Raw genomic sequence first — 20,316 nt, 5'->3', positions numbered from 1 at the left:
ACTAGCGCTATAGCGGCCAGAGACATGATCAGACAACGCACCTTAAAGAACATTATCCGCGCCACTGGCGTCGGCCTGCATTCGGGGGAAAAGGTTTACCTAACCCTGAAGCCGGCACCTGTGGACACCGGTATCGTGTTCCGACGTACCGACTTGGACCCTGTCGTAGAGATTGCTGCGCGGGCGAGCAATGTCGGTGAAACCACCATGTCAACCACCTTGGTTAATGGTGACGTCAAGGTGGATACGGTAGAGCACTTGCTTTCGGCCATGGCAGGCCTGGGCATCGATAACGCCTACGTCGAACTCTCTGCATCCGAAGTACCGATCATGGACGGCAGTGCAGGTCCTTTTGTATTCCTGATTCAATCCGCAGGCCTGCAAGAGCAGGAAGCGGCAAAGAAATTCATCCGAATCATTCGCGAAGTGACTGTGGAGGAGGGCGACAAGCGCGCCACCTTCGTACCATTCGAAGGGTTCAAGGTGAGTTTCGAGATCGATTTTGATCACCCTGTTTTCCGTGACCGTACGCAAATGGCAAGCGTTGACTTCTCCAGTACTTCTTTTGTTAAAGAAGTCAGTCGAGCGCGCACATTTGGTTTTATGCGCGATATCGAGTTCCTGCGTTCCCAGAACCTGGCGCTCGGTGGCAGTGTAGATAACGCAATCGTGGTAGATGAAAATCGAGTATTGAACGAAGACGGCCTGCGTTATGAGGACGAATTTGTTAAACACAAGATTCTCGATGCGATCGGTGATCTCTACTTGCTGGGTAACAGCTTGATTGGTGAGTTCCGTGGCTTCAAATCTGGACACGCCCTGAACAACCGTTTGCTGCGCGAATTGATTGCGCAACCGGATGCTTGGGAAACCGTGACCTTTGATGATCCGAAGAACGCGCCAATTTCCTACATGCGTCCAGTGGCTGCGGGTTAAACCGAACACTCTCCGCTTTACGCTTAAGGGCTGCCGTCAGGTGGCCCTTTTTTATAAGCGCACATTGACGGCTAATGCTCGTTGCAACACAGCCGATAACAATTAGCCGGCAGGCTTGGTGTGTTTGGCTAATCGCTCTAAGGCAGCCCGCAATGTCGGGTCGCTAATGCCCTCGGCCGTGGACTGAATATTCTCGGCAGCACTGTCCGAAAGGATAATTGTGCGACGCTGCGCACGCCTTTCGGCTGTTGGCGGTTGCACCTTGAAGTGGATCTTAGTTAATGTCGCGAACGCTTCGAGTGTCTGCAGTTGTTTGAGCAGGCGCTTTTGCTGATAACGCAAGCGGGTAGCCCAGTGACCATCGGTGACAATAAGAAGTAAACAACCTTCGCGCCAGGTCGCAACATGACAATGTTCTCTAGCAGCTGGCTGCAGTTGGCTTTCAAGTAGACGCTGCAAATGCTCAAGCCGCTGAGCTTGATTAAACAAAGCTTGCAAGGGCTTCGCTTCGCGTAATAACGCAGCGGGCGCTTTAGCTGGCAACGGACGGAATGTCATGGCTGGACGCCTACGATTGTGGAGCCGCCATGGTAGCAGAAATGCTGCTACCGACTTGGGCTCCACCCAAGGGGGAAGTCGTGCAAATAATTTTATTAAGTCGGCGTCATGGCGCCGCCCGAACACTAAGCCTCGATTTAAGGTGGCTGGTGGCGGGTGTATTTATGCTGGTAGGTGTCTCGCTTAGCGTGGGCACCTTCGTTGGTGTGTGGATGTCACCTGACACCGAAGTTGCATCTCATGATGACAGCCAAATAATTAATCAAGCCTTGGATGAACAGCGCGCCGAAGTGGGAGCCGTCCGTGTCGATGCGCAGCGTCAGTTAGATGCTTTTGCAGCGTATGTGGCCGAGCTACAGGCTCGGTTGACCCGTCTGGATGCCTTGGGTGAGCGCCTGACTGAACTGGCTGACATTGACTCAAGCGAGTTTGATTTCTCCCTGAACGTGGGGCAGGGCGGTCCTGAGGAACCTTATGATAGCGCCGCCTACGCACCCCCCGCGTTTATGAGCACCCTGGATGACCTGGCTCTACAGCTCGACAGCCGTGAGCAACAGCTGGAAGTCCTTGAGCAGCTACTGGCTGAACGTCGCCTTAATGAAGCTGAATACCTGGCAGGCCGTCCAGTCCTGCAAGGTTATGTGTCTTCCCCTTTTGGTCGTCGCACGGATCCGCTGACTGGACGTGGCAGCGTACATAAAGGTGTCGATTTCGCCGCCAAGGCAGGTAGCCCGGTAGTTTCGGTTGCTGCGGGGGTTGTGACCTTTTCAGGCCGTAAAAATGGTTATGGTAATGTTGTCGAGGTAAGCCATGCTGATGGCTATGTAACCCTCTACGGCCACAATAAGCGTAACCTCGTACAGGTCGGTGATCTGGTCAAACGTGGGCAAACAATTGCTCTAGTGGGTAGCACAGGACGCTCTACGGGTTATCATGTGCACTTCGAAGTAACCAAGCTTGGACGAGTGGTAAACCCCTCCAGCTACATAGCTCGTGTAAGCGGCGAACAATAACGCCGCTTTCATCATCTTCGTTTCCGGGTAGAATGCCCCCTTCGCACGCAGCCATTAGGGCTGCATGGGCGACTTTTGGGCCGCCCTCCATCCATACGTGTGGGAAGAACCTGTCGATATGTTTGCGCCTTTGTTTAAAAAACTCTTTGGAAGCAAGAATGAGCGTGAGGTTAAACGCATGCTCAAGGCGGTTCAGTCCGTTAATGGCTTTGAGGAGCAGATGCTTGCTCTCTCGGATGAGCAACTGCGTGCCAAAACCGATGAATTCAAAGCGCGTTTAGCCAAAGGTGAAACGCTCGACCAGCTGTTACCAGAAGCCTTTGCCGTGGCCCGTGAGGCCGGTAAGCGGGTCATGGGCATGCGTCACTTCGACGTGCAGTTGATCGGTGGCATGACTTTGCATGAAGGCAAAATTGCCGAAATGCGCACCGGTGAGGGTAAAACCCTCGTCGCAACCTTGGCTGTTTACCTCAATGCATTGTCCGGAAAGGGTGTGCATGTGGTCACGGTGAACGATTATTTGGCCCGTCGTGACGCCAATTGGATGCGTCCGCTGTACGAATTCCTTGGTTTGACTGTAGGAATCGTTACCCCGTTCATGCCGCCAGATGAAAAGCGCACGGCTTACGCGTCTGACATCACCTACGGCACCAACAACGAGTTTGGTTTTGATTACCTGCGCGACAACATGGCGTTCAGCCTTGAAGACAAATTCCAGCGCGAACTTAACTTTGCGGTCATCGACGAAGTCGACTCGATTCTGATCGACGAAGCCCGTACCCCTCTGATCATCTCTGGGCAGGCTGAAGACAGCTCGAAAATGTACGTTGAGATCAACAACCTGATCCCGCGACTTGAGCTGCACGTTGAGGAAGAAGAAGGCGTGGTGACCAAAGAAGGTCACTACACGGTTGATGAAAAAACCCGTCAGGTCGAACTTAATGAGCAGGGTCACCAGTTCATTGAAGACATTTTGACGCAGGCAGGTTTGCTGGCTGAAGGCGAAAGCCTGTATTCGGCGCACAACCTTGGCTTGCTGACTCATGTCTATGCGGGTCTGCGTGCGCACAAACTGTTCCACCGTAATGTGGAGTACATCGTACAGAACGATCAAGTCTTGCTGATTGACGAGCACACGGGCCGCACCATGCCTGGTCGTCGTTTGTCAGAAGGCTTGCATCAGGCCATCGAGGCCAAAGAAGGCCTGAATATTCAGGCTGAAAGCCAAACGCTGGCATCGACTACCTTCCAGAACTACTTCCGTCTGTACAGCAAGCTGTCAGGCATGACTGGCACAGCTGATACAGAAGCCTTCGAGTTTCATCAGATTTACGGCCTTGAAGTCATGGTTATTCCGACCAATCGTGCACTGGCGCGTAAAGATTTCAATGACTTGGTTTATCTGACGCAGGAAGAAAAGTACGCGGCCATCGTCGCTGATATTCAGGAGTGTCAGGCGCAAGGCCGTCCGATCCTGGTAGGTACCGCCTCGATTGAAACCTCCGAGTACATGTCTGCCTTGCTCAACAAGCAAGGTATCGAGCACAAGGTTCTCAACGCCAAGTTCCACGAAAAGGAAGCTGAGATTATTGCTCAGGCTGGCCGCCCAGGTGCGCTGACCATTGCCACCAACATGGCTGGCCGTGGTACTGACATCCTCTTGGGTGGTAACTGGGAAGTTGAAGTCGCTGCGCTTGAAAACCCAACCGATGAACAAGTAGCTCAGGTTAAAGCTGACTGGCAGAAGCGTCACCAGGCGGTGATCGAATCGGGCGGTTTGCATGTGATTGCCTCCGAGCGTCATGAATCACGCCGTATCGACAATCAGTTGCGCGGTCGTTCAGGCCGTCAAGGTGACCCGGGTTCGAGCCGCTTCTACCTTTCGCTTGAAGACAGCCTGATGCGCATCTTCGCCTCTGACCGGGTTAAGAACTTCATGAAAGCCTTGGGCATGCAGCAAGGCGAAGCCATTGAACACCGTATGGTGAGCAATGCTATTGAGAAGGCGCAACGCAAGGTTGAAGGCCGTAACTTCGACATGCGTAAGCAACTGCTTGAGTTCGATGACGTGGCCAACGAACAGCGTAAAGTGATTTATCACATGCGTAACACCTTGCTGGCTTCCGATGAAATTGGTGAAACCATCGAGGAGTTCCGCAAGGAAGTTCTTGAAAGCACTGTCAACGAGCATATCCCGCCGCAGTCACTGCCTGAGCAGTGGGATATTACCGGTCTTGAGTCGGCTATTTACAATGGCTTCGGTATCAACCTGCCGATCCAACAGTGGTTAGATGATGACCACAAGCTTTATGAAGAAACCCTGCGCGAGCGCATTCTTCAAGAGTTGATCGTCGCTTACAACGAGAAGGAAGAGCAAGCCAGCGCGGAAGCGTTGCGCACCTTCGAGAAGCAGATTTTGCTGCGTGTGCTTGATGACCTGTGGAAAGACCACCTGTCGACCATGGATCACCTGCGTCATGGTATTCACCTGCGCGGCTACGCTCAGAAGAACCCTAAGCAGGAGTACAAGCGCGAGTCGTTTACCTTGTTCCAAGAGCTGCTTGACTCGATCAAGCGCGACACCATCCGCGTGCTTTCGCATGTTCAGGTGCGTCGTGAAGATCCAGCCGAGGAAGAAGAGCGTCTGCGCCGTGAGGCTGAAACCATGGCCGCTCGCATGCAATTCCAGCATGCCGAAGCCTCTGGCTTGGATGAGCCAGAAGTTGAGCCGCAAGACGATACAGCAGTGGCCACCGCGCCAGTGCGCGCCGAGCAGAAAATCGGGCGTAACGAGCCATGCCCATGCGGTTCGGGCAAGAAATATAAACATTGCCACGGGCAGTTGAGCTAGTTGATATGACCTTCGGCAGTCGCTTATTGCTCAAGGTCATCACAAGTAGGTAGGCTCGACTGACCCGTAAACGCCGCGACCGGTTTAACCGTTCGCGGCGTTTTACCATCCAACTGACGGCATGACGCCGCAACATCTCAAGGAGTTTATTCATGGCTGTAGGTCTTGGCCCGCTGTCTACCCTGCACCCAGTTGCAGGCTTTGAACTTGGCATCGCCAGTGCTGGCATTAAGCGCCCTGGGCGAAAGGATGTTGTCGTCATGCGCTGCGCCGAAGGCTCAAGTGTTGCCGGGGTCTTTACCCTCAACGCGTTTTGCGCCGCGCCAGTGATCCTCGCGAAAAAGCGCGTACTTGGTAGTGTGCGTTACCTGCTCACCAACACCGGCAATGCCAATGCAGGCACAGGTGACTCAGGGCTGGCAAACGCTGCTCGAACGTGCGCCACACTGGCATCGCTCGCAGGTGTTGATGAGCAATCGGTATTGCCATTTTCAACCGGTGTAATCGGCGAGCCATTGCCAGTTGAAAAGATTGAAAGCGCGTTGCAAGCCGCGTTGGATGACCTTTCTGAGAACAACTGGGCAGAAGCCGCCACTGGTATCATGACCACTGACACCTTACCTAAAGGTGCCAGCCGTCAGTTTGTCCATGAAGGCGTTACCGTTACTGTCACCGGGATCAGTAAGGGCGCGGGTATGATCAAGCCAAACATGGCAACCATGCTCGGGTATATCGCCACCGATGCCAAAGTCTCCCAGGGCGTGCTTCAGGATTTACTGCGTGATGCGGCGAACAAATCGTTCAACCGCATCACCATTGACGGTGACACCTCAACCAATGACTGCTGCATGCTGGTCGCAACGGGCAAAGCTGATCTGGATGAGATAAACCAAGCCAGTGGTGCTTATTTCGCAGCCTTGAAGCAAGCAGTGTTTGAGGTCTGCATGGACGTTGCACAAGCCATCGTCCGTGACGGTGAAGGTGCAACCAAGTTTGTGACGGTTGAAGTCAATGGCGGCGCGACTCACCAAGAATGTCTGGATGTGGGCTATGCAGTTGCCCACTCGCCATTGATTAAAACGGCGTTGTTCGCGTCCGATCCGAATTGGGGGCGTATTCTCGCGGCGGTTGGACGTGCCGGTGTCGCGCAGTTAGATGTGAGCAAGATTGATGTATTCCTCGGTGATATCTGTATTGCCAGTAATGGGTGCCGCGCTGCGACCTATACCGAAGAGCAAGGCTCGGCGGTGATGGCTAAAGAGGAAATTACGATTCGCATAGAGCTTGGCCGTGGCACCAGCAGTGAGACCATCTGGACCACTGACTTGTCCCATGAGTACGTCAAGATCAATGCGGAATACCGCACCTGAGTCACTTTAGTGAGGGGCAGCAATTTGCCCCTCAGTCGTCGATGATTTGCCGGAGAGCAGATATGCCACTGCAATTAGTCATAGGTGATAAACGCTATTCTTCTTGGTCGTTGCGAGCAGCGCTGGCGCTTGAACTGGCGGGTGTTGATTACACTGAAATACTGATCACGCTGAACCGGCCTGATACCGCTCAACGGATTCTGCAGCACTCACCCTCAGGTAAAGTGCCACTATTGAAAACAGCCGAAGGCCCTGTATGGGACTCTTTGGCGATCACTGAATACATCGCCGAACAGCAACCTCAGCTCTGGCCCCGTGATGCCTATGCTCGCGCAGTCGCCCGGAGTGTTTGCGCGCAAATGCACAGTGGCTTTGCTGGGTTGCGTACTCACTTGCCGATGGATCTGCAGCGTGATGAGCCATTAGCCAGTATGCCAGCAGAGGCCTCAGCCGATATTGAGCAGGTCTGTGCCTTGTGGGCTGAGTGTCGGGCCAAGTTTGGTCAGGATGGCCCGTTTTTGTTTGGCCAGCCAAGTGCTGCTGATGCGTTTTACGCGCCAGTGGCCAGCCGTCTGCGAAGCTATAAGGTTGAGTTACCGCCTGAAGCAAGCGCTTATGTTGAAGCCATCTATAACTGGCCCGCATTTCAACGCTGGTACCAGGCTGCACAAGAGGAACATTTGGGGTGAAACGCGTACATGTTGCTGCTGCGGTCATTCGTGGAGACGATGGCCGGATTCTTATCGCCAAACGTGCAGATGCCCAACATCAAGGCGGATTGTGGGAGTTTCCTGGCGGCAAGGTAGAGGCGGGCGAGGCAGTGGAAACTGCGCTTACCCGTGAGCTGGGCGAAGAACTGGGTATTGTGCCAACGGCTGTGCAGCCGCTGATTCAGATTCGCCACGATTACCCAGACAAACAGATTCTTCTAGACGTCTGGGATGTGACGGCATTTCAGGGTGAGCCCCACGGTGCAGAGGGGCAGCCTTTGCAGTGGGTGAGCAATAAACAATTGCTGGAGTATGAGTTTCCGGCGGCGAACAAACCGATAGTGGCAGCCGCCCGGCTACCCGACCAGTATTTAATTACCCCGGAAGGCCTGGAGTCAGGTGAGCTGCTTCGCGGCATCAAGCGTGCTGTGGACGGTGGTGTGCGCTTGTTGCAACTGCGAGCCCCATCGATGTTTGATCCGCAGTACCGTGACCTTGCGCTGGACGCAGTGGGGCTTTGTGCGGGTCGTGCTCAGTTGATGCTCAAGGGGCCACTGGAATGGCTCAGTGACTTTCCTGCCGCAGGTTGGCACCTGACCTCGAAGCAACTGCGCCAACTGGCCTCAGGTGAGCGGCCTATTCCGCCTGAGCGCTGGCTGGCCGCATCCTGTCATTCGGCTGAAGAGTTGTTGTTGGCACGGCAGCTAGGCGTTGACTTCGTCACCTTATCGCCGCTTCTTGTCACCCAAACCCATCCAGATGCCCAACCTCTGGGTTGGCAGCAGGCTGAAAAGTTGCTTGCTGATGCGCAACTGCCGGTTTATCTGCTTGGCGGTGTTGGACCTCAAGATGCAACACGTGCGCGACAACTTGGTGCTCAAGGCGTGGCTGGGATTCGTGCGTTTTGGCCGCAGTGAGGTTCTGATGGCCAAGGCAAGAATGTACAGGGTTAAGGATTCATGTGCTAAGTAGTATCAATGCGTGGCTTCGATCGTTCTGGCCCGCGCCAATGGCAATCAGCAAAAGTCAGCAAGCCATCAGTTGTCTTGGCGCATTTATCGGGCTGTCGTTCACGGCCTGGTTTTGTCACTCAGTCCTTGGCGAGTCCAGTCTGTGGTTGATTGCGCCGATGGGGGCTTCCGCCGTATTGCTGTTCGCTGTGCCTTCAAGTCCGCTGGCACAGCCTTGGTCAATTCTGGGTGGCTGCATTATTTCGGCCTTGGTTGGGGTTAGTTGTGCCCGTTGGTTTGGGCACAGTGGTTGGGTTGCAGGTTTGGCTGGTGGTCTGGCGATTGGCATGATGTTCGCGCTACGCTGCTTGCACCCTCCAGGCGGAGCAGTGGCTTTGTCAGCTGTTTTGGCTGGAGAACCTATTGCCCGGTTGGGGTATCACTTTGTTGTTTTTCCAGTGGCGATCAATGCCGCAGCGATGCTGCTTACGGCATTGTTGTTTAATAACCTGTTGCAACGGCGCTATCCACACCGCGCGAATGATCATCACAACCCGCACAAAACCACTGATGCGTTGCCTCGTGATCGCGTAGGCTTCACGCCTGACGACCTTGATGCAGTGCTCAGTGCTCGTGGTGAACTGCTCGATATTGCCCGCGATGACCTTGAAGAAATTCTTCGTCAAACCGAAGAGCGTGCTTATCGCCGTCGATTTGGCGAGATTCGCTGCGTTGATATCATGTCCGGTGATGTCGTCAGCGTGAGCCCGCAAACCTCAGTCGGCACGGCGCTGGAGATGTTGCGTGAACACCGTTTGCATGTGCTGCCGGTGGTGAATCAACGCAAACAACTGCAAGGCATGTTGAGTTTGCATGACGCCTTGATGGCAACCAATTCTGAAGACGAATGCGAACGCTTCATGCAGCGCAATGTGTTGACCTGCAAAGCCGAGTGGCCGGTATCGTATTTGCTTGAGAGTCTTGGCTCATCCACTGAACACCGTATGCCAGTGTTAGGTGAGGATAAGCTGTTGCTGGGGATCGTTACTCAAACTGATCTTGTGGCTGCGTTGTACCGCACCGCGCTAGAAAGCCAAGCGTGATTTTTTTATAGCAGTATGAGTATGTTGTGTCGGGACCTAGCCTGGTGGTGCGCGTCTTTCGGCTTATTAATTTAGTAAGAGAGCTGTTTTCCCTATGGCGTCAGTGTTGAGTGTCATCCTGCCGATTTTTGCACTGATTCTGGCGGGCTTTGGATGTCGAAAGCTGAAGCTGCTAGGGCCTGATGCCGCCTCAGAAATTAATCGCATGGTGGTCTGGCTCTGCTTGCCTGCCATGCTGTTTGAGGCCACGGCAACAGCTGTGTGGTCACATATCTGGCAGCCTGAATATATTTTGGTCTACACCATCGGCACCTTGGTTGTGTTCATTGCAACGGTGCTTTGGCGCATACGTAAGTCTGGGGATTTGGCCGATGCCAGTATTCAAGGGCTAAGTGCGTCGTACGCCAATACTGGCTATATGGGGATTCCATTGTGCATGCTGGTGTTTGGAGACGATGGCTTGGAACCTGCTCTGATTGCAAGTTTGATTGTGATCTGTGTGCTATTCGCTCTTTCAGTGGTGTGCATCGAAGTGGCGCTGCAAGGCGAAAAAAACATGCTGCGCGCGGTGAGAAAAGTGGCGTTGGCGTTGGCTAAAAATCCCTTGGTCATTTCACCCATACTCGGCGGTTTTTGGGCGTATTCAGGCACGCCGCTGCCCGAGTCTATTCATTCCTTTTTGACCTTGTTGAGTAATGCGACTGCACCTTGTGCGCTTATTTCGCTGGGGCTGTTCTTGGCGCATAAGCAGCCAGGGCAAAGCCATGGCAGTATTCCATTGGTGCTGCTTAAGTTGTTTGTACACCCGTTGCTGGTCTGGGTTCTATCATTCTGGGTGTTCCAGCTACCGCCGTTATGGGCAATGTCGGCCGTGCTATTGGCTGCGTTGCCGACCGGGACCGGGCCCTTTATGTTGGCCGAGTTCTATCGTCGTGATGCTGCTGTCGTCTCCAGCAGCATTCTGTTGTCGACAGTTGGGTCGTTGATCACCCTGTCACTGTGCTTGTACTGGATTGAAACGGTTCGTTTATAGGGACTGTTGGCCTGTAAAGCACTAGGCAGTAGCTGCCCAGGCTAATCATCCAGCAAAATAATGCCGTCCACAGGTTATGCGAAAAAAAGTGCGCACCTTGCAGCATCCGCCCGACTGAAAATACCGTGCCGAGTGCTAAGGTGAAAATCAAGGCAGCCCTCGCAGCCTTGGGATGGCGGTCGCGCAGTACGAAAAACAAGGCAAACCAGGCGAAACCCGCTGTCGCATGACCGCCAGGCCAACAGCGCCCGGGTTTCTCAGTTGGCGCGCGCTCACTGAGTAATGGCGTGTAAATTTCGGTACCGCCAAATTCAGTCAAACTCCATGGGCAGTGCACCCCCGTCAGCGCCTTTAATGGTGTGACGAAGCTGGTGCAAAGTGTCAACGCCAATACCATGTAGCCCAGCGAGCGTCGTAGAGGGTGAAAGCGTTTAAACACCAAGCTGGCGATGAACGAGGCAATGGTCAACACGCCGACCAGAATAATCGCTTGCTTGGCGCGGTCATGCAAAATGTCCTCAAGCCAGAAGCTGTGTCGGCCAATAAACCCTTCGCCTGGCACGTAAGCCAGTTTCTCAAGGGCAAAGTCGAGTGCAGTCGGATCTGCGATCAACAACACCGCCATAATCAACAACGGGACGCCGAAGCCAAGATAAAGATTGAATGGCCTCGAACCAGGGTTAGCAACGGCGCTCATGGCTATCATCCTGTGCAGCAGCTTATTAAAGCGCTGAGTTTTACTGAGTCGCTGTGAGCCCGATGTCGTGTGTATGTGAAGGAAACGTCAAATACCTTGTGCGGCATTCGGTCGGCTAACGACACGTCGACCATTACGCAGGGTTTGGTGTTTAATACTGGGAGTTAAGATTTTCACAGCGGTGCCCGGAGGCATAATCAAGATGCGAATTCTTGTGGTTGAAGATAACCGGGACATTCTCGCGAATGTGATGGATTACCTGACCTTGAAAGGCTACACGGTCGATTGTGCTCAAGACGGTGTCAGTGGTTTGCACTTGGCCGTTACCGAGCACTACGACTTGATCGTGCTGGATATCATGCTGCCGGGCATGGATGGTTACCAGCTGTGTAAACGCTTGCGTGAGGATGCCCGCAGCGAGACGCCGGTCATTATGCTGACCGCCCGTGATGCGCTCGATGATCGGTTGCAAGGGCTGGGTGTAGGTGCAGATGATTACTTGCTCAAGCCATTTGCATTATCTGAGTTGGTCGCGCGCATTGAAGCGGTACTGCGCCGCAGTCATGGAAATCGTAAGCGCAAAATGCAGGTTGGCGACTTGGTCTATGACCTCGACACCTTGTATATCTCCCGTGCGGACCAGCCTTTGAAGCTCAATCCTCTAGGGCTCAAATTGCTTGCTGTGCTAATGCAAAAAAGCCCAGCGGTGGTTCGCCGCGAGGTGTTGGAAGAAACCCTCTGGGGCGACAACTGCCCTGATAGCGACAGCCTACGCAGCCATATCCATCAGTTGCGTCAAGTCCTCGACAAACCCTTTGATAAACCCTTGCTGCACACCATTCATGGCGTCGGTTACCGCCTTGCGGAGTCCGCTGATGGTGTCTAAACAGCCTCTGCTCAGGCGCATTGTTATCGCCTTTGTGTTGATGACGTTTTGTGTCAGTGGGGTATTTTCTTTAAGTATCGTTGCTGTTGTTCACTTCATTGAGGAGGATTTGGTCTCACAAGAACTCAATGAAGAGTTGCAGGGCGTATTACAGCATGACCTTGCCAATGGTTTGCCTCCACGGCTAGATGCACGCACACGATTTTTTGCCTCGGATGTACCTGAATATGCGGTCCCAGCGCAGTTTGCGAGTGCACAGGAGGGCTTTTCTGAATCGGTAGATGAGACTGACGCTTTTTACGTATTTAAGCGCAGTATTGATGGTCAGAGTTATTTCCTGGTGCAAGAACAGCACGAGTTTGAGGCGCGTGAAACAGCGCTTTATCACGCCGTTCTAGCTGGCTTTATTCTGAGCGTGATACTGGCTTGGATACTGGGTTTGTGGCTGGCGCGCCGAATTGTTGCACCTGTCGTGCGCTTGGCGAGTCAGGTGCGCCATCGTGATCAGTTGCACCACCTTGCTCCGAATATTGCACCCGATTACGCCGATGATGAAGTCGGGCATCTGGCTCAGGCTTTTGACAGTACGCTGGGGCAGTTGCGTAAATCCCTGGAGCGCGAGCAGTTGTTCACCAGCGATGTTAGCCATGAGTTAAGGACGCCGTTGATGGTGATTAACTCATCCTGTGAGCTGCTTGATGTGGCATCTAATCTCGAACCTCGTCAGCGTGAAAAGGTCGAGCGGATCAGACGGGCGACTGATGAAATGAGCGCCTTGGTACAAACGTTTCTGCTATTGGCGCGGGCCACCAGCAATCAGTCTATTGAGGGCGGTGGGGCAACATTAGCGGCGGTGGCAGAGGAGCAGGCTCTTCGGTGGGGCGTGATGATCAGAGAGAAGGGGCTGACATTTGAAATGATCGATCAAGGAGCTGATGCTACGCGCTATAACCTGACATTTTTGCGTACTGTGATGTCCAATTTGCTGCGTAATGCTTTGCACTACACCGAAGCAGGGGGGGTGCGTTTGCTATTAAGGGCTGATGGCTTTTGTGTAGAGGACTCCGGCGTGGGTATTCCCCTTGAGCAGCACGAGAGAATGTTCCAGCCATTTGTCCGCGGTCGGCAAGCACGTGGGGAAGGGTTGGGCCTTGGATTGTCCTTGGTTAAACGTATTTGCTTCCATGAGGGCTGGCAGGTCAGTGTCAGCAGCTTGCAACCCAGTGGTAGCCAATTCAAAGTGCTTTTAAAACCCGCCTTGTAATGTTCTGCATCACTTCAATGCCCCGTACTCAGAGGGGCTTGGCTTATTTCACGAATTTTTCACATCGCTTTGACAGGGCGGTGATGACTTGGCCGTTAGCTTGACCTCACGATTTTAAAGTGAGTTGAAGCTATGCCTAATTCCCGCCCTATCGAGCTTGAGTTCGCCAATAAATACGACAGCAAGCACGCCAATATGTACTTCCATAAGCACAATACGGGCGTGTCCAGGCGCATGTCACATTGGCGTGAAGAACAGATTGCCCGTGCGGCATTGAAGATGGCAGGGCATCCTAATCTGGTGCTTGATTTGCCCTCAGGCGCGGGGCGCTTTTGGCCATTGCTTTGTGAGCAGCCCAATCGCGTAATCCTTGCTGCCGATAATTCGCAAGATATGCTGGATGCGGGCCTCGCCGGACAACCCTCAAATGTTGTCGCTCGAGTAAAGTCGTTTCAGACCTCGGCTTTTGATATTGATCTGGGTGAAAACGCAGTCGACTGCATCTTCTCGATGCGCCTGATGCACCACATTGGCAAGCCAGAGCATCGTCAGACCATGCTCAAGGAATTTAAGCGCGTAACCCGAGATACCGTGGTGATTTCCTTATGGGTGGATGGCAACTACAAGGCATGGAAACGCCAGCGTAGCGAAGCTCGTCGGCCACTTGCCGAGCGCGCCCCAGAGTTACAGAACCGCTTTGTGATTCCTCGTGCGACTATTGAAGCCGAATTCAAACAAGCCGGTTTTGAAATCGTCGGTCATAAGGATTTCATCCCAGGATATGCGCTGTGGCGGATTTATGTCTTACGTAAACTCGACTGAGGAATAGGTTTGACTTATGAAGATTGAATCAACTGCTGCTGCCTTACCAGATGCCAGTGGTTTAAAAGGGCGCACCGGTATTCGGCGGATTTTGCAGGCAGCTGGGTACTCCCAGGCGGGTCTATTCGCCGCGTTCAAAGGCGAGGCAGCATTTCGTCAATTGGTGTTGCTTAACCTCTTGTTGATTCCAATTGCCTTTTTGCTCGATGTAAGCAAAGTCGAGCGTGCGGTATTAATCGCCGTTTGCCTGCTGGCGCTGATTGTTGAACTGCTTAACTCGGCGATTGAAGCGACGGTCGACCGGATTTCGCTGTCATTGCATCCGCTTTCTAAGCAAGCAAAAGACATGGGCAGTGCAGCGCAGTTCGTTGTATTGAGCATGATTGCTATTGTTTGGGCAGTGATTCTTTTGTAGTTCTTTGACGTACCTGGCCGCTCTACGGCCTAATATGCACTTGCATCAGCCGTAGAGTGTCTAAATGCCTGTTCAAGCCCGTTCTCCTTCCAATATGCGTCCCAGTACCCTGCACTTGCCTCAAGGTCAGTGGCTGACGGTTCTGGATTGCTTGTGCGCGCATTTCCCAGGGGTGGCGCGTGAAGTCTGGATTGATCGCTTTCAGCGTGGCCGTGTGCTCGATGCGCAGGGAACAGCACTAGACCTGCAGCATGCTTACAAGGCTGGGTTACGGGTACATTATTTTCGCGAAGTGCCCGTTGAAATAGTTATCCCATTCGACGAAGTCGTGCTGCATGCTGACGAGCATTTAATGGTCGTCGACAAACCGCATTTTTTGCCGGTAATGCCTTCCGGTGGTTACGTTGAACAGACGTTGCAGGCGCGCCTGACCAAGCGTTTTGCTAACGCAGATATTGTGCCCTTGCACCGCATTGACCGGCATACCGCAGGCTTGGTGCTGTTCTCGACAAATGTACAAACACGCGGGTTGTATCAGGCGTTGTTTCGCGAACGAAAAATGTTCAAACGTTATGAAGCCTTGGCCAAGGCGCTGCCTGAATTGGATTTTCCAATGCTCCGCAAAACTCGGTTTGGTCCGGGTGAACCTTTTTTTCGCATGCAGGAAGTCGCGGGCGAGGCTAACACCGAAACACGCATTGAGGTGGCGCAGAAACTCGGTGAGCAGTGGCTGTATGCCTTGTATCCAGTGACCGGGAAGAAGCACCAGTTGCGAGTGCACCTCGCCGCATTGGGTGCCCCCATCTGCAATGATCCGTTCTACCCTGAAGTGATTGATACCCCGAATGACCCCGATGACTACAGCAAACCGCTGAAACTGTTGGCCCAAGGCTTGGAGTTTGTCGATCCGGTAAGCGGTGAGACGCGCAGTTTCCAAAGCCAGATGAGCTTGCTTTAAGCAGGGTCTGTTGCCGTTTCGTTCACGACTGCGCCGGAGCCTGCTTTAGCGCGCGCCATGCCCAACATTAATTAACACACACGGCCAATGTTGATCAGCACCTTGGCGGACAAAACCTTGTCTGCCTACTTGGTTTGTTTGGGCATCGCCTGCCAGAGGACTTCGCTAACCTGCTGATGATGGGCGATGATTCTCGCGGCAACGAACAGCAAGTCAGACATGCGATTGACGTATGCAAGGCCTACCTTTCGTACCGGCTCCTGTGCATTTAACTGCTGACAGCGTCGTTCAGCGCTGCGGGCGAGGCTGCGGCAAATGTGTGCTTGCGCCACCAATTTCGAGCCTCCCGGCAGAATGAAGTTTTCCAGCGGCCCCAGGGTTTCATTCCAGCGGTCTATTGCCTGTTCCAGGCGCTCAACTTCAGGTGTTTGCAGGGCTTGATAGTCGGGCATTGCCAGTTCGCCACCCAAGTCAAACAAGCGGTGCTGGCAAGGCTCCAGAACCTCAATGACATCGACGAGCCCGTGGTGGTGTTCTTTGCACAGGTATAACTCAGCGATCAGCAGGCCAATATGGCTGTTTAGCGTGTCAATTTCGCCCATGGCTTCTACGCGCGGGTGATCTTTGGTCACTCTGCGGCCATCTGCCAAGCCGGTTTCACCGGCGTCTCCGGTGCGTGTATAAATCTTCGAAAGTCGAAATCCCATCGTTATAAACCTGTGCTTTGATTTACGGCTGCTAGAGGTAAACGCAGAATAAAGCAGGTGCCTTTATTCTTGTTGGCCTGTACCTCCATCTGCCCTTTGTGATTATTGGTGATAATGAAATACGAAACGGATAAACCCAGGCCGGTGCCTTGACCAACTTCCTTGGTCGTAAAAAACGGTTCGAATATGCGTTTACGCACCGATTCAGGCATGCCTACGCCGTTGTCTTCTACTTCAATGATCGCCCACGGCGGGCACAAGCGGGTGCGTAAACTAATTTGCCCTGGGGTGCGTTGATCATCTCTCTGGTGGATGGCCTGCGCGGCATTTTTGAGTAGGTTGAGCAGCACCTGCTCTAACTCATTCGCTGTTGCCGGAACCGGGCCAAGCTCGGGGTCAAACTCACGCTCGATAATCAAACTTTTGAAGTCGAAGCGTTCGGTCAGATCGAAGTCATTGCTGGCGATTTCCAGTGCCTGGTCGATGAGGCCTGGCAGGTTGCAAGGGCTCAATTGGCGATTGCTCAGGCGGCTAAAGCTAAGCATATGGCTGACGATTTTAGCGGCCCGGGTGCCTGCCTGCTGGATTCCACCGAGTAGCTGGGGAATTTCTCTGGCTTGCAGATAGCGGTCGATGGCTTCCAGCGAAATATCCTCTTGCGTGGCTATTTCTCGGTTGCGCTCAAGTTCGGGCGACAAGCGCCGGCGAATGTTTTGCACGTTATGCAATATGGCACCGAGTGGGTTGTTGATTTCGTGGGCCATACCCGCAGCCAGACCGCCGACAGAAAGCATTTTTTCGGATTGAACCATGACCTCTTCAAGGTTCAGGCGCTGAGTAATGTCATCGATACGGATCACAACACCCCGGCCGCTAACGCCGGTCAGAGGGTAGAACGTCAGGGCAAAGTGGTGCGGTTGACCCTCTCTGCTCCACGTGATGCGTTCGATTTTTTCAACTTGGTGTTTATCAATCGTGCGCTTGAGCTGGTTAAGGTAGAGCTTAAGGTGTGGGAAGGCCAAAAAGACTGGCTGATTAAGTGCCTCGTCCAGAGTGGTTCCCGATAGCGCACTAGCCTCCTGATTCCATTGGGTGACATAGAGTTCATCATCCAGGGCGATTAGCGCCGAAGGCATAGAGTCGATGATGCTGTTGAGGTAGTTTTGAAAACCCGTGAGTTTCTTTTCTATCTTGCTGCGAAACTGTACTTCCAGCTCAAGTTTACGGTTCGAGTGCCGGGTTTCTTCTGCAAGTTGTTGAGCCTGATCGAAGGCCGTTTGCGACTCATCGCGGGCACGCTTGAGCTGCTGCTCCCGGGCCTCAATCCGCATCAACATGGTGTTGAACGCATCGGCAAGGCTGCCAATCTCATCCTTGTTGCCGCGTTTGGCGCGCAGGGAGTAATTCTCTTCGCGGGTCACCTGGCGTGACAACTCTTCGAGCTTACGAATCGGTCTGGTGACCAAGCGGCGAATCTGCCGAGCGACCAAAAACCAAAGCATTGTACTGACGGCCAGAATCCACAAGCTGGCCGTCAAGGTCCCGGTATAGAAGGCTCCAGGCAGTTCGCTCGAGGCCACCAGCAACAAGTGTCCAGGTGGCCCGTTGAGTTGGGGCAATTCAATCAGTTGGTTGCTACGAAATTCGGTTACGCGCCAAGAGTCGAGCTCGTCGAGGCGCTCCGGCATATCGAGTTTTTCACCGCGCTCAAGCTGCGCCAGGCTTTGCCCGTCGCTGCCATAGATGACCGCGCCGCGTAGAGGTGCATAGTCATCCAAGCGCTTGAGCAATGCTTGGGCCTCAAGGGTTGAGCTCAGGGCGTTTTGACTCAACGCCGGGCTGGCAATAATTCGCCCGAGTGTGTGCATTGCTTGAGGGGCCATGCTTTGCTGGGATATCCAGTAAGCGGCACTGATGAAGGTCAGGTTGGCAACGAGTAGCACGGCGATGACGAGCACCAACAGCGCTGCAAGCATTTTTCGGCCAACTGGCAAGTTTTCTAAACGCTGGCGCAGGGACATGGCTGGAGAGGTCGTGATGGCTGGAGTGCTATTGAGGGTAGCGTGGTGCTAGTGGCGGGGCAATCCGTGTGCGTCAAGGTAGTGGCAAAGTCGGGCGTTTAAAGCCTTTAAATTTGGCAATTCCAGTTGCTGGCGCTCGGCGGCGATACAGGCATAACCAATTAAGTAGGTAATTTCTGTGCGGCGTTTTTGGGTGACATCTTGATGCATTGATGAGTAGTTGGCCGCTGTGGCGTTGATCACCTGCAACACTTGCTCATACAGACCGGTTGCCGCTGTCGGCATGCCGCAGGCTTGCAGCAGCTGACTCAATTCATTGCACAGGCTGGCGACCTCAGCTTGGTGTTCAAGCAGTCCACCGTTGCGGCAGTCATATAATACGGTCAGTGGATTAATCGCGCAGTTAAGCGCCAGTTTGCGCCAGAGGCGGCTGACGATATCGTCAGTCCAGTCGTGGTTGATCTGACTTTTTTGTAAGTCGTCAAGCCAGGATGGAGGCATAGCGTTCAGCGGATCACCCAGCCAGGTGTGGCCGCGCCCGGCAAAGACGATGGAAAAATCGGCCTGACGAAATGCACCCTCAGTGCTTGAAGCCAAAATGCAGCGAGCTGGAATCAGTGACGCTACTTGCTCCTGACTGCCAAGGCCATTCTGCAGCAGGATCACGTCTGTATCTGCGCTGATCAGGGGCGCAAGCTGGCTAATAGCTGCCGGTGCATCGTAGGCCTTGCTGGCCAGCAACAGTCGAGAAATCGGCCCGCAGGTCTCGATACTTACAGCGGGTATCGGATAGCAATGACTTTGATCGCCTTCGCTCAGCGTCAAGCCGCCTGCAGTTTTATAGCTGGCCAGGCGTTGCTGGTCGCGCAAAATTAACTCGACATCACATCCGCTGCGAAACAGTCGCGCCGCCCATAGGCCGCCAAGCGCGCCTGCGCCGAGGATATGCCAGCGCTTACTCACGGGGTCTCAGGCAAGCGCAGTGCAGCGACACGGCCACTGGCATAGGACTCAGGCAGCAAGTTTTTGGCGCTGTTGATTAAGTCGGCCGGGGTCACAGGTAAGTTGCGGTTATCCAGGCCGATTAAGCAAACCCCGGCTTTAAGGCTGATAAAACCTTCACTGGTCTTGAATGCTTTGAGGTTGAGGCCTTCGTGCAAGCGCTTGAAGCTGCTTGGCGAGCACTCATGCAGGTTGGATAACAACGTCACCAGGCCAAAGTGGTTTTCATCGATGCGCGTGAGCACATCGAGCGGGCGCACCAATTGTTGCAGGCGTCGGCCGACGCTGTGTAAGAGCTCGCTGTAGAAGGGCTCGCCGTATTGTTTACGCAGTTCGTTGGCGTCTTGTAGACCAATCAGCAAATAGCCCAGTGCACCGCCGCGTGACGCTATATTGCGCAGTCCTATTTCGAGCTTTTTCTCCAAGTAGCGCAGGTTGCCGAGGCCTGTGAGTGAATCAACCAGATTGCGCTGCTCAAGGCTGGCAATGTTATCGGCCAGCAAGCGGTTTTCGATCAGTAAACGCTGCAATGTGTTGCACAGCCGGTCAGCGGCGTAGACACGTGGCACCAATTGTTCATTCATTGCTGACTTGTTGATGAAGTCATCCACGCCGCTGTCAAAGGCTTCGCTCAGGACGTTTTCACCTTCCTTGCCAGTCAGCAAAATCACATAGGTGTAGTGCTCAGAGGTTTCATCCAGCTGACGCACTTGCGATGTCAGCATTAAGCCGTCTGTTCCGGGCATTAGCCAGTCGGCAAGGACCACGCTCGCAGGGCGTACTTCAAGTTGTTTGATCGCTTCGCTGGCACTGTTGGCATAGCGAATATCAAGGTACCCCGCTTGACTCAGCGTGCGACCGATGATTGCACTGGAGAACTTGGCGTCGTCCACCACCATGATGCTGAGGTGTCGGTTGGGCATTTAAAACTCACAAAAGGAGGTGTGATCTGGAGGCACCGCTGGGCAGTCAGTGTCGCTCCCGATATATAATGGTTATGATTTTTACTCGTCAAGCAAT

Annotated in this window: 19 protein-coding genes; 13 read left to right on the top strand and 6 right to left on the bottom strand. The window is 53.6% G+C overall.

Going from position 1 to position 20,316, the window contains the following annotated elements:
* The first annotated feature begins 24 nt into the window (after positions 1 to 24).
* Positions 25 to 936 (top strand): UDP-3-O-acyl-N-acetylglucosamine deacetylase, encoded by a 912-nt coding sequence (lpxC, locus tag ACIGCM_RS05705; protein WP_089359589.1) that lies wholly within the window; start codon positions 25 to 27, stop codon positions 934 to 936.
* Positions 937 to 1,038: 102 nt separating this feature from the next.
* Here the strand turns inward: lpxC and ACIGCM_RS05700 are convergent, their stop codons facing one another.
* Positions 1,039 to 1,494, bottom strand: a complete 456-nt coding sequence (locus ACIGCM_RS05700) for a DUF721 domain-containing protein (protein ID WP_397501036.1) — start codon at positions 1,492 to 1,494, stop codon at positions 1,039 to 1,041.
* 80 nt (positions 1,495 to 1,574) lie between these two features.
* On the opposite strand from ACIGCM_RS05700, the gene ACIGCM_RS05695 reads away from it, so the two are divergent.
* From ACIGCM_RS05695 to ACIGCM_RS05665, 7 genes are all read left to right on the top strand, one after another.
* Positions 1,575 to 2,507, top strand: coding sequence for a M23 family metallopeptidase (locus tag ACIGCM_RS05695; protein ID WP_397501121.1), 933 nt, complete (start codon positions 1,575 to 1,577; stop codon positions 2,505 to 2,507).
* A 118-nt stretch (positions 2,508 to 2,625) separates the two neighbouring features.
* Positions 2,626 to 5,358: a preprotein translocase subunit SecA gene (secA, locus tag ACIGCM_RS05690; RefSeq protein ID WP_397501120.1), complete on the top strand. Its 2,733-nt coding sequence runs from the start codon at positions 2,626 to 2,628 to the stop codon at positions 5,356 to 5,358.
* Between the two features lie 152 nt (positions 5,359 to 5,510).
* Complete coding sequence (argJ, locus tag ACIGCM_RS05685; RefSeq protein WP_397501035.1) at positions 5,511 to 6,728, top strand: bifunctional glutamate N-acetyltransferase/amino-acid acetyltransferase ArgJ; 1,218 nt, start codon at positions 5,511 to 5,513, stop codon at positions 6,726 to 6,728.
* A gap of 62 nt (positions 6,729 to 6,790) precedes the next feature.
* The gene (locus ACIGCM_RS05680; RefSeq protein WP_397501034.1) at positions 6,791 to 7,417 is read left to right on the top strand and encodes a glutathione S-transferase; all 627 of its coding nucleotides are present in this window, start codon (positions 6,791 to 6,793) and stop codon (positions 7,415 to 7,417) included.
* Complete coding sequence (locus tag ACIGCM_RS05675; protein WP_397501033.1) at positions 7,414 to 8,355, top strand: Nudix family hydrolase; 942 nt, start codon at positions 7,414 to 7,416, stop codon at positions 8,353 to 8,355. The genes ACIGCM_RS05680 and ACIGCM_RS05675 overlap by 4 nt, the downstream gene beginning before the upstream one ends.
* 92 nt (positions 8,356 to 8,447) lie before the next feature.
* Entirely contained in the window at positions 8,448 to 9,491 is a 1,044-nt protein-coding gene (locus ACIGCM_RS05670; protein WP_397501032.1) for an HPP family protein, read from the top strand.
* 94 nt (positions 9,492 to 9,585) lie between these two features.
* Entirely contained in the window at positions 9,586 to 10,524 is a 939-nt protein-coding gene (locus tag ACIGCM_RS05665; protein WP_397501031.1) for an AEC family transporter, read from the top strand.
* On the opposite strand, the gene ACIGCM_RS05660 is transcribed toward ACIGCM_RS05665, so the two are convergent.
* Positions 10,478 to 11,221, bottom strand: coding sequence for a phosphatase PAP2 family protein (locus tag ACIGCM_RS05660; protein WP_397501030.1), 744 nt, complete (start codon positions 11,219 to 11,221; stop codon positions 10,478 to 10,480). The genes ACIGCM_RS05665 and ACIGCM_RS05660 overlap by 47 nt on opposite strands.
* A gap of 202 nt (positions 11,222 to 11,423) precedes the next feature.
* On the opposite strand from ACIGCM_RS05660, the gene ACIGCM_RS05655 reads away from it, so the two are divergent.
* From ACIGCM_RS05655 to ACIGCM_RS05635, 5 genes are all read left to right on the top strand, one after another.
* The gene (locus ACIGCM_RS05655; protein WP_397501029.1) at positions 11,424 to 12,107 is read left to right on the top strand and encodes a response regulator transcription factor; all 684 of its coding nucleotides are present in this window, start codon (positions 11,424 to 11,426) and stop codon (positions 12,105 to 12,107) included.
* Positions 12,097 to 13,371, top strand: a complete 1,275-nt coding sequence (locus ACIGCM_RS05650; RefSeq protein ID WP_397501028.1) for a sensor histidine kinase — start codon at positions 12,097 to 12,099, stop codon at positions 13,369 to 13,371. The genes ACIGCM_RS05655 and ACIGCM_RS05650 overlap by 11 nt, the downstream gene beginning before the upstream one ends.
* Before the next feature lie 132 nt (positions 13,372 to 13,503).
* Entirely contained in the window at positions 13,504 to 14,193 is a 690-nt protein-coding gene (locus tag ACIGCM_RS05645) for a class I SAM-dependent methyltransferase (RefSeq protein WP_397501027.1), read from the top strand.
* A gap of 16 nt (positions 14,194 to 14,209) precedes the next feature.
* Complete coding sequence (locus tag ACIGCM_RS05640) at positions 14,210 to 14,608, top strand: diacylglycerol kinase (protein WP_397501026.1); 399 nt, start codon at positions 14,210 to 14,212, stop codon at positions 14,606 to 14,608.
* Positions 14,609 to 14,672: 64 nt separating this feature from the next.
* The gene (locus tag ACIGCM_RS05635; RefSeq protein ID WP_397501025.1) at positions 14,673 to 15,566 is read left to right on the top strand and encodes a pseudouridine synthase; all 894 of its coding nucleotides are present in this window, start codon (positions 14,673 to 14,675) and stop codon (positions 15,564 to 15,566) included.
* A gap of 125 nt (positions 15,567 to 15,691) precedes the next feature.
* On the opposite strand, the gene ACIGCM_RS05630 is transcribed toward ACIGCM_RS05635, so the two are convergent.
* The 4 genes from ACIGCM_RS05630 to ACIGCM_RS05615 are packed head-to-tail and all read right to left on the bottom strand — an operon-like array spanning position 15,692 to position 20,219.
* On the bottom strand, positions 15,692 to 16,273 hold the full coding sequence (locus tag ACIGCM_RS05630; protein ID WP_397501024.1) for a cob(I)yrinic acid a,c-diamide adenosyltransferase: 582 nt from the start codon (positions 16,271 to 16,273) through the stop codon (positions 15,692 to 15,694).
* A 2-nt stretch (positions 16,274 to 16,275) separates the two neighbouring features.
* Positions 16,276 to 18,294, bottom strand: coding sequence for an ATP-binding protein (locus ACIGCM_RS05625; protein ID WP_397501023.1), 2,019 nt, complete (start codon positions 18,292 to 18,294; stop codon positions 16,276 to 16,278).
* Positions 18,295 to 18,342: 48 nt separating this feature from the next.
* A complete protein-coding gene (locus tag ACIGCM_RS05620; RefSeq protein ID WP_397501022.1) occupies positions 18,343 to 19,257 on the bottom strand; it encodes a putative 2-dehydropantoate 2-reductase in 915 nt (304 codons plus the stop codon).
* The gene (locus tag ACIGCM_RS05615) at positions 19,254 to 20,219 is read right to left on the bottom strand and encodes a response regulator (RefSeq protein ID WP_397501021.1); all 966 of its coding nucleotides are present in this window, start codon (positions 20,217 to 20,219) and stop codon (positions 19,254 to 19,256) included. Before ACIGCM_RS05615 ends, ACIGCM_RS05620 begins: the two co-directional genes overlap by 4 nt.
* Positions 20,220 to 20,316: the final 97 nt, after the last annotated feature.

This window comes from Pseudomonas sp. NPDC078700 (assembly GCF_044542375.1).
Lineage (GTDB): Bacteria > Pseudomonadota > Gammaproteobacteria > Pseudomonadales > Pseudomonadaceae > Aquipseudomonas.
The sequence above is the reverse complement of the archived record's forward strand: the minus strand, read 5'-3'. Positions and strand labels throughout refer to the sequence as shown.

What these genes read in the sequence shown, in the direction of transcription:
- lpxC (WP_089359589.1), top strand. Translation starts at nt 25, where the DNA reads ATGATCAGACAACGCACCTTAAAGAACATTATCCGCGCCACTGGCGTC.
- ACIGCM_RS05700 (WP_397501036.1), bottom strand. Translation starts at nt 1,494, where the DNA reads ATGACATTCCGTCCGTTGCCAGCTAAAGCGCCCGCTGCGTTATTACGC.
- secA (WP_397501120.1), top strand. Translation starts at nt 2,626, where the DNA reads ATGTTTGCGCCTTTGTTTAAAAAACTCTTTGGAAGCAAGAATGAGCGT.
- argJ (WP_397501035.1), top strand. Translation starts at nt 5,511, where the DNA reads ATGGCTGTAGGTCTTGGCCCGCTGTCTACCCTGCACCCAGTTGCAGGC.
- ACIGCM_RS05680 (WP_397501034.1), top strand. Translation starts at nt 6,791, where the DNA reads ATGCCACTGCAATTAGTCATAGGTGATAAACGCTATTCTTCTTGGTCG.
- ACIGCM_RS05670 (WP_397501032.1), top strand. Translation starts at nt 8,448, where the DNA reads ATGGCAATCAGCAAAAGTCAGCAAGCCATCAGTTGTCTTGGCGCATTT.
- ACIGCM_RS05665 (WP_397501031.1), top strand. Translation starts at nt 9,586, where the DNA reads ATGGCGTCAGTGTTGAGTGTCATCCTGCCGATTTTTGCACTGATTCTG.
- ACIGCM_RS05660 (WP_397501030.1), bottom strand. Translation starts at nt 11,221, where the DNA reads ATGAGCGCCGTTGCTAACCCTGGTTCGAGGCCATTCAATCTTTATCTT.
- ACIGCM_RS05655 (WP_397501029.1), top strand. Translation starts at nt 11,424, where the DNA reads ATGCGAATTCTTGTGGTTGAAGATAACCGGGACATTCTCGCGAATGTG.
- ACIGCM_RS05650 (WP_397501028.1), top strand. Translation starts at nt 12,097, where the DNA reads ATGGTGTCTAAACAGCCTCTGCTCAGGCGCATTGTTATCGCCTTTGTG.
- ACIGCM_RS05645 (WP_397501027.1), top strand. Translation starts at nt 13,504, where the DNA reads ATGCCTAATTCCCGCCCTATCGAGCTTGAGTTCGCCAATAAATACGAC.
- ACIGCM_RS05640 (WP_397501026.1), top strand. Translation starts at nt 14,210, where the DNA reads ATGAAGATTGAATCAACTGCTGCTGCCTTACCAGATGCCAGTGGTTTA.
- ACIGCM_RS05635 (WP_397501025.1), top strand. Translation starts at nt 14,673, where the DNA reads ATGCCTGTTCAAGCCCGTTCTCCTTCCAATATGCGTCCCAGTACCCTG.
- ACIGCM_RS05630 (WP_397501024.1), bottom strand. Translation starts at nt 16,273, where the DNA reads ATGGGATTTCGACTTTCGAAGATTTATACACGCACCGGAGACGCCGGT.
- ACIGCM_RS05625 (WP_397501023.1), bottom strand. Translation starts at nt 18,294, where the DNA reads ATGTCCCTGCGCCAGCGTTTAGAAAACTTGCCAGTTGGCCGAAAAATG.
- ACIGCM_RS05615 (WP_397501021.1), bottom strand. Translation starts at nt 20,219, where the DNA reads ATGCCCAACCGACACCTCAGCATCATGGTGGTGGACGACGCCAAGTTC.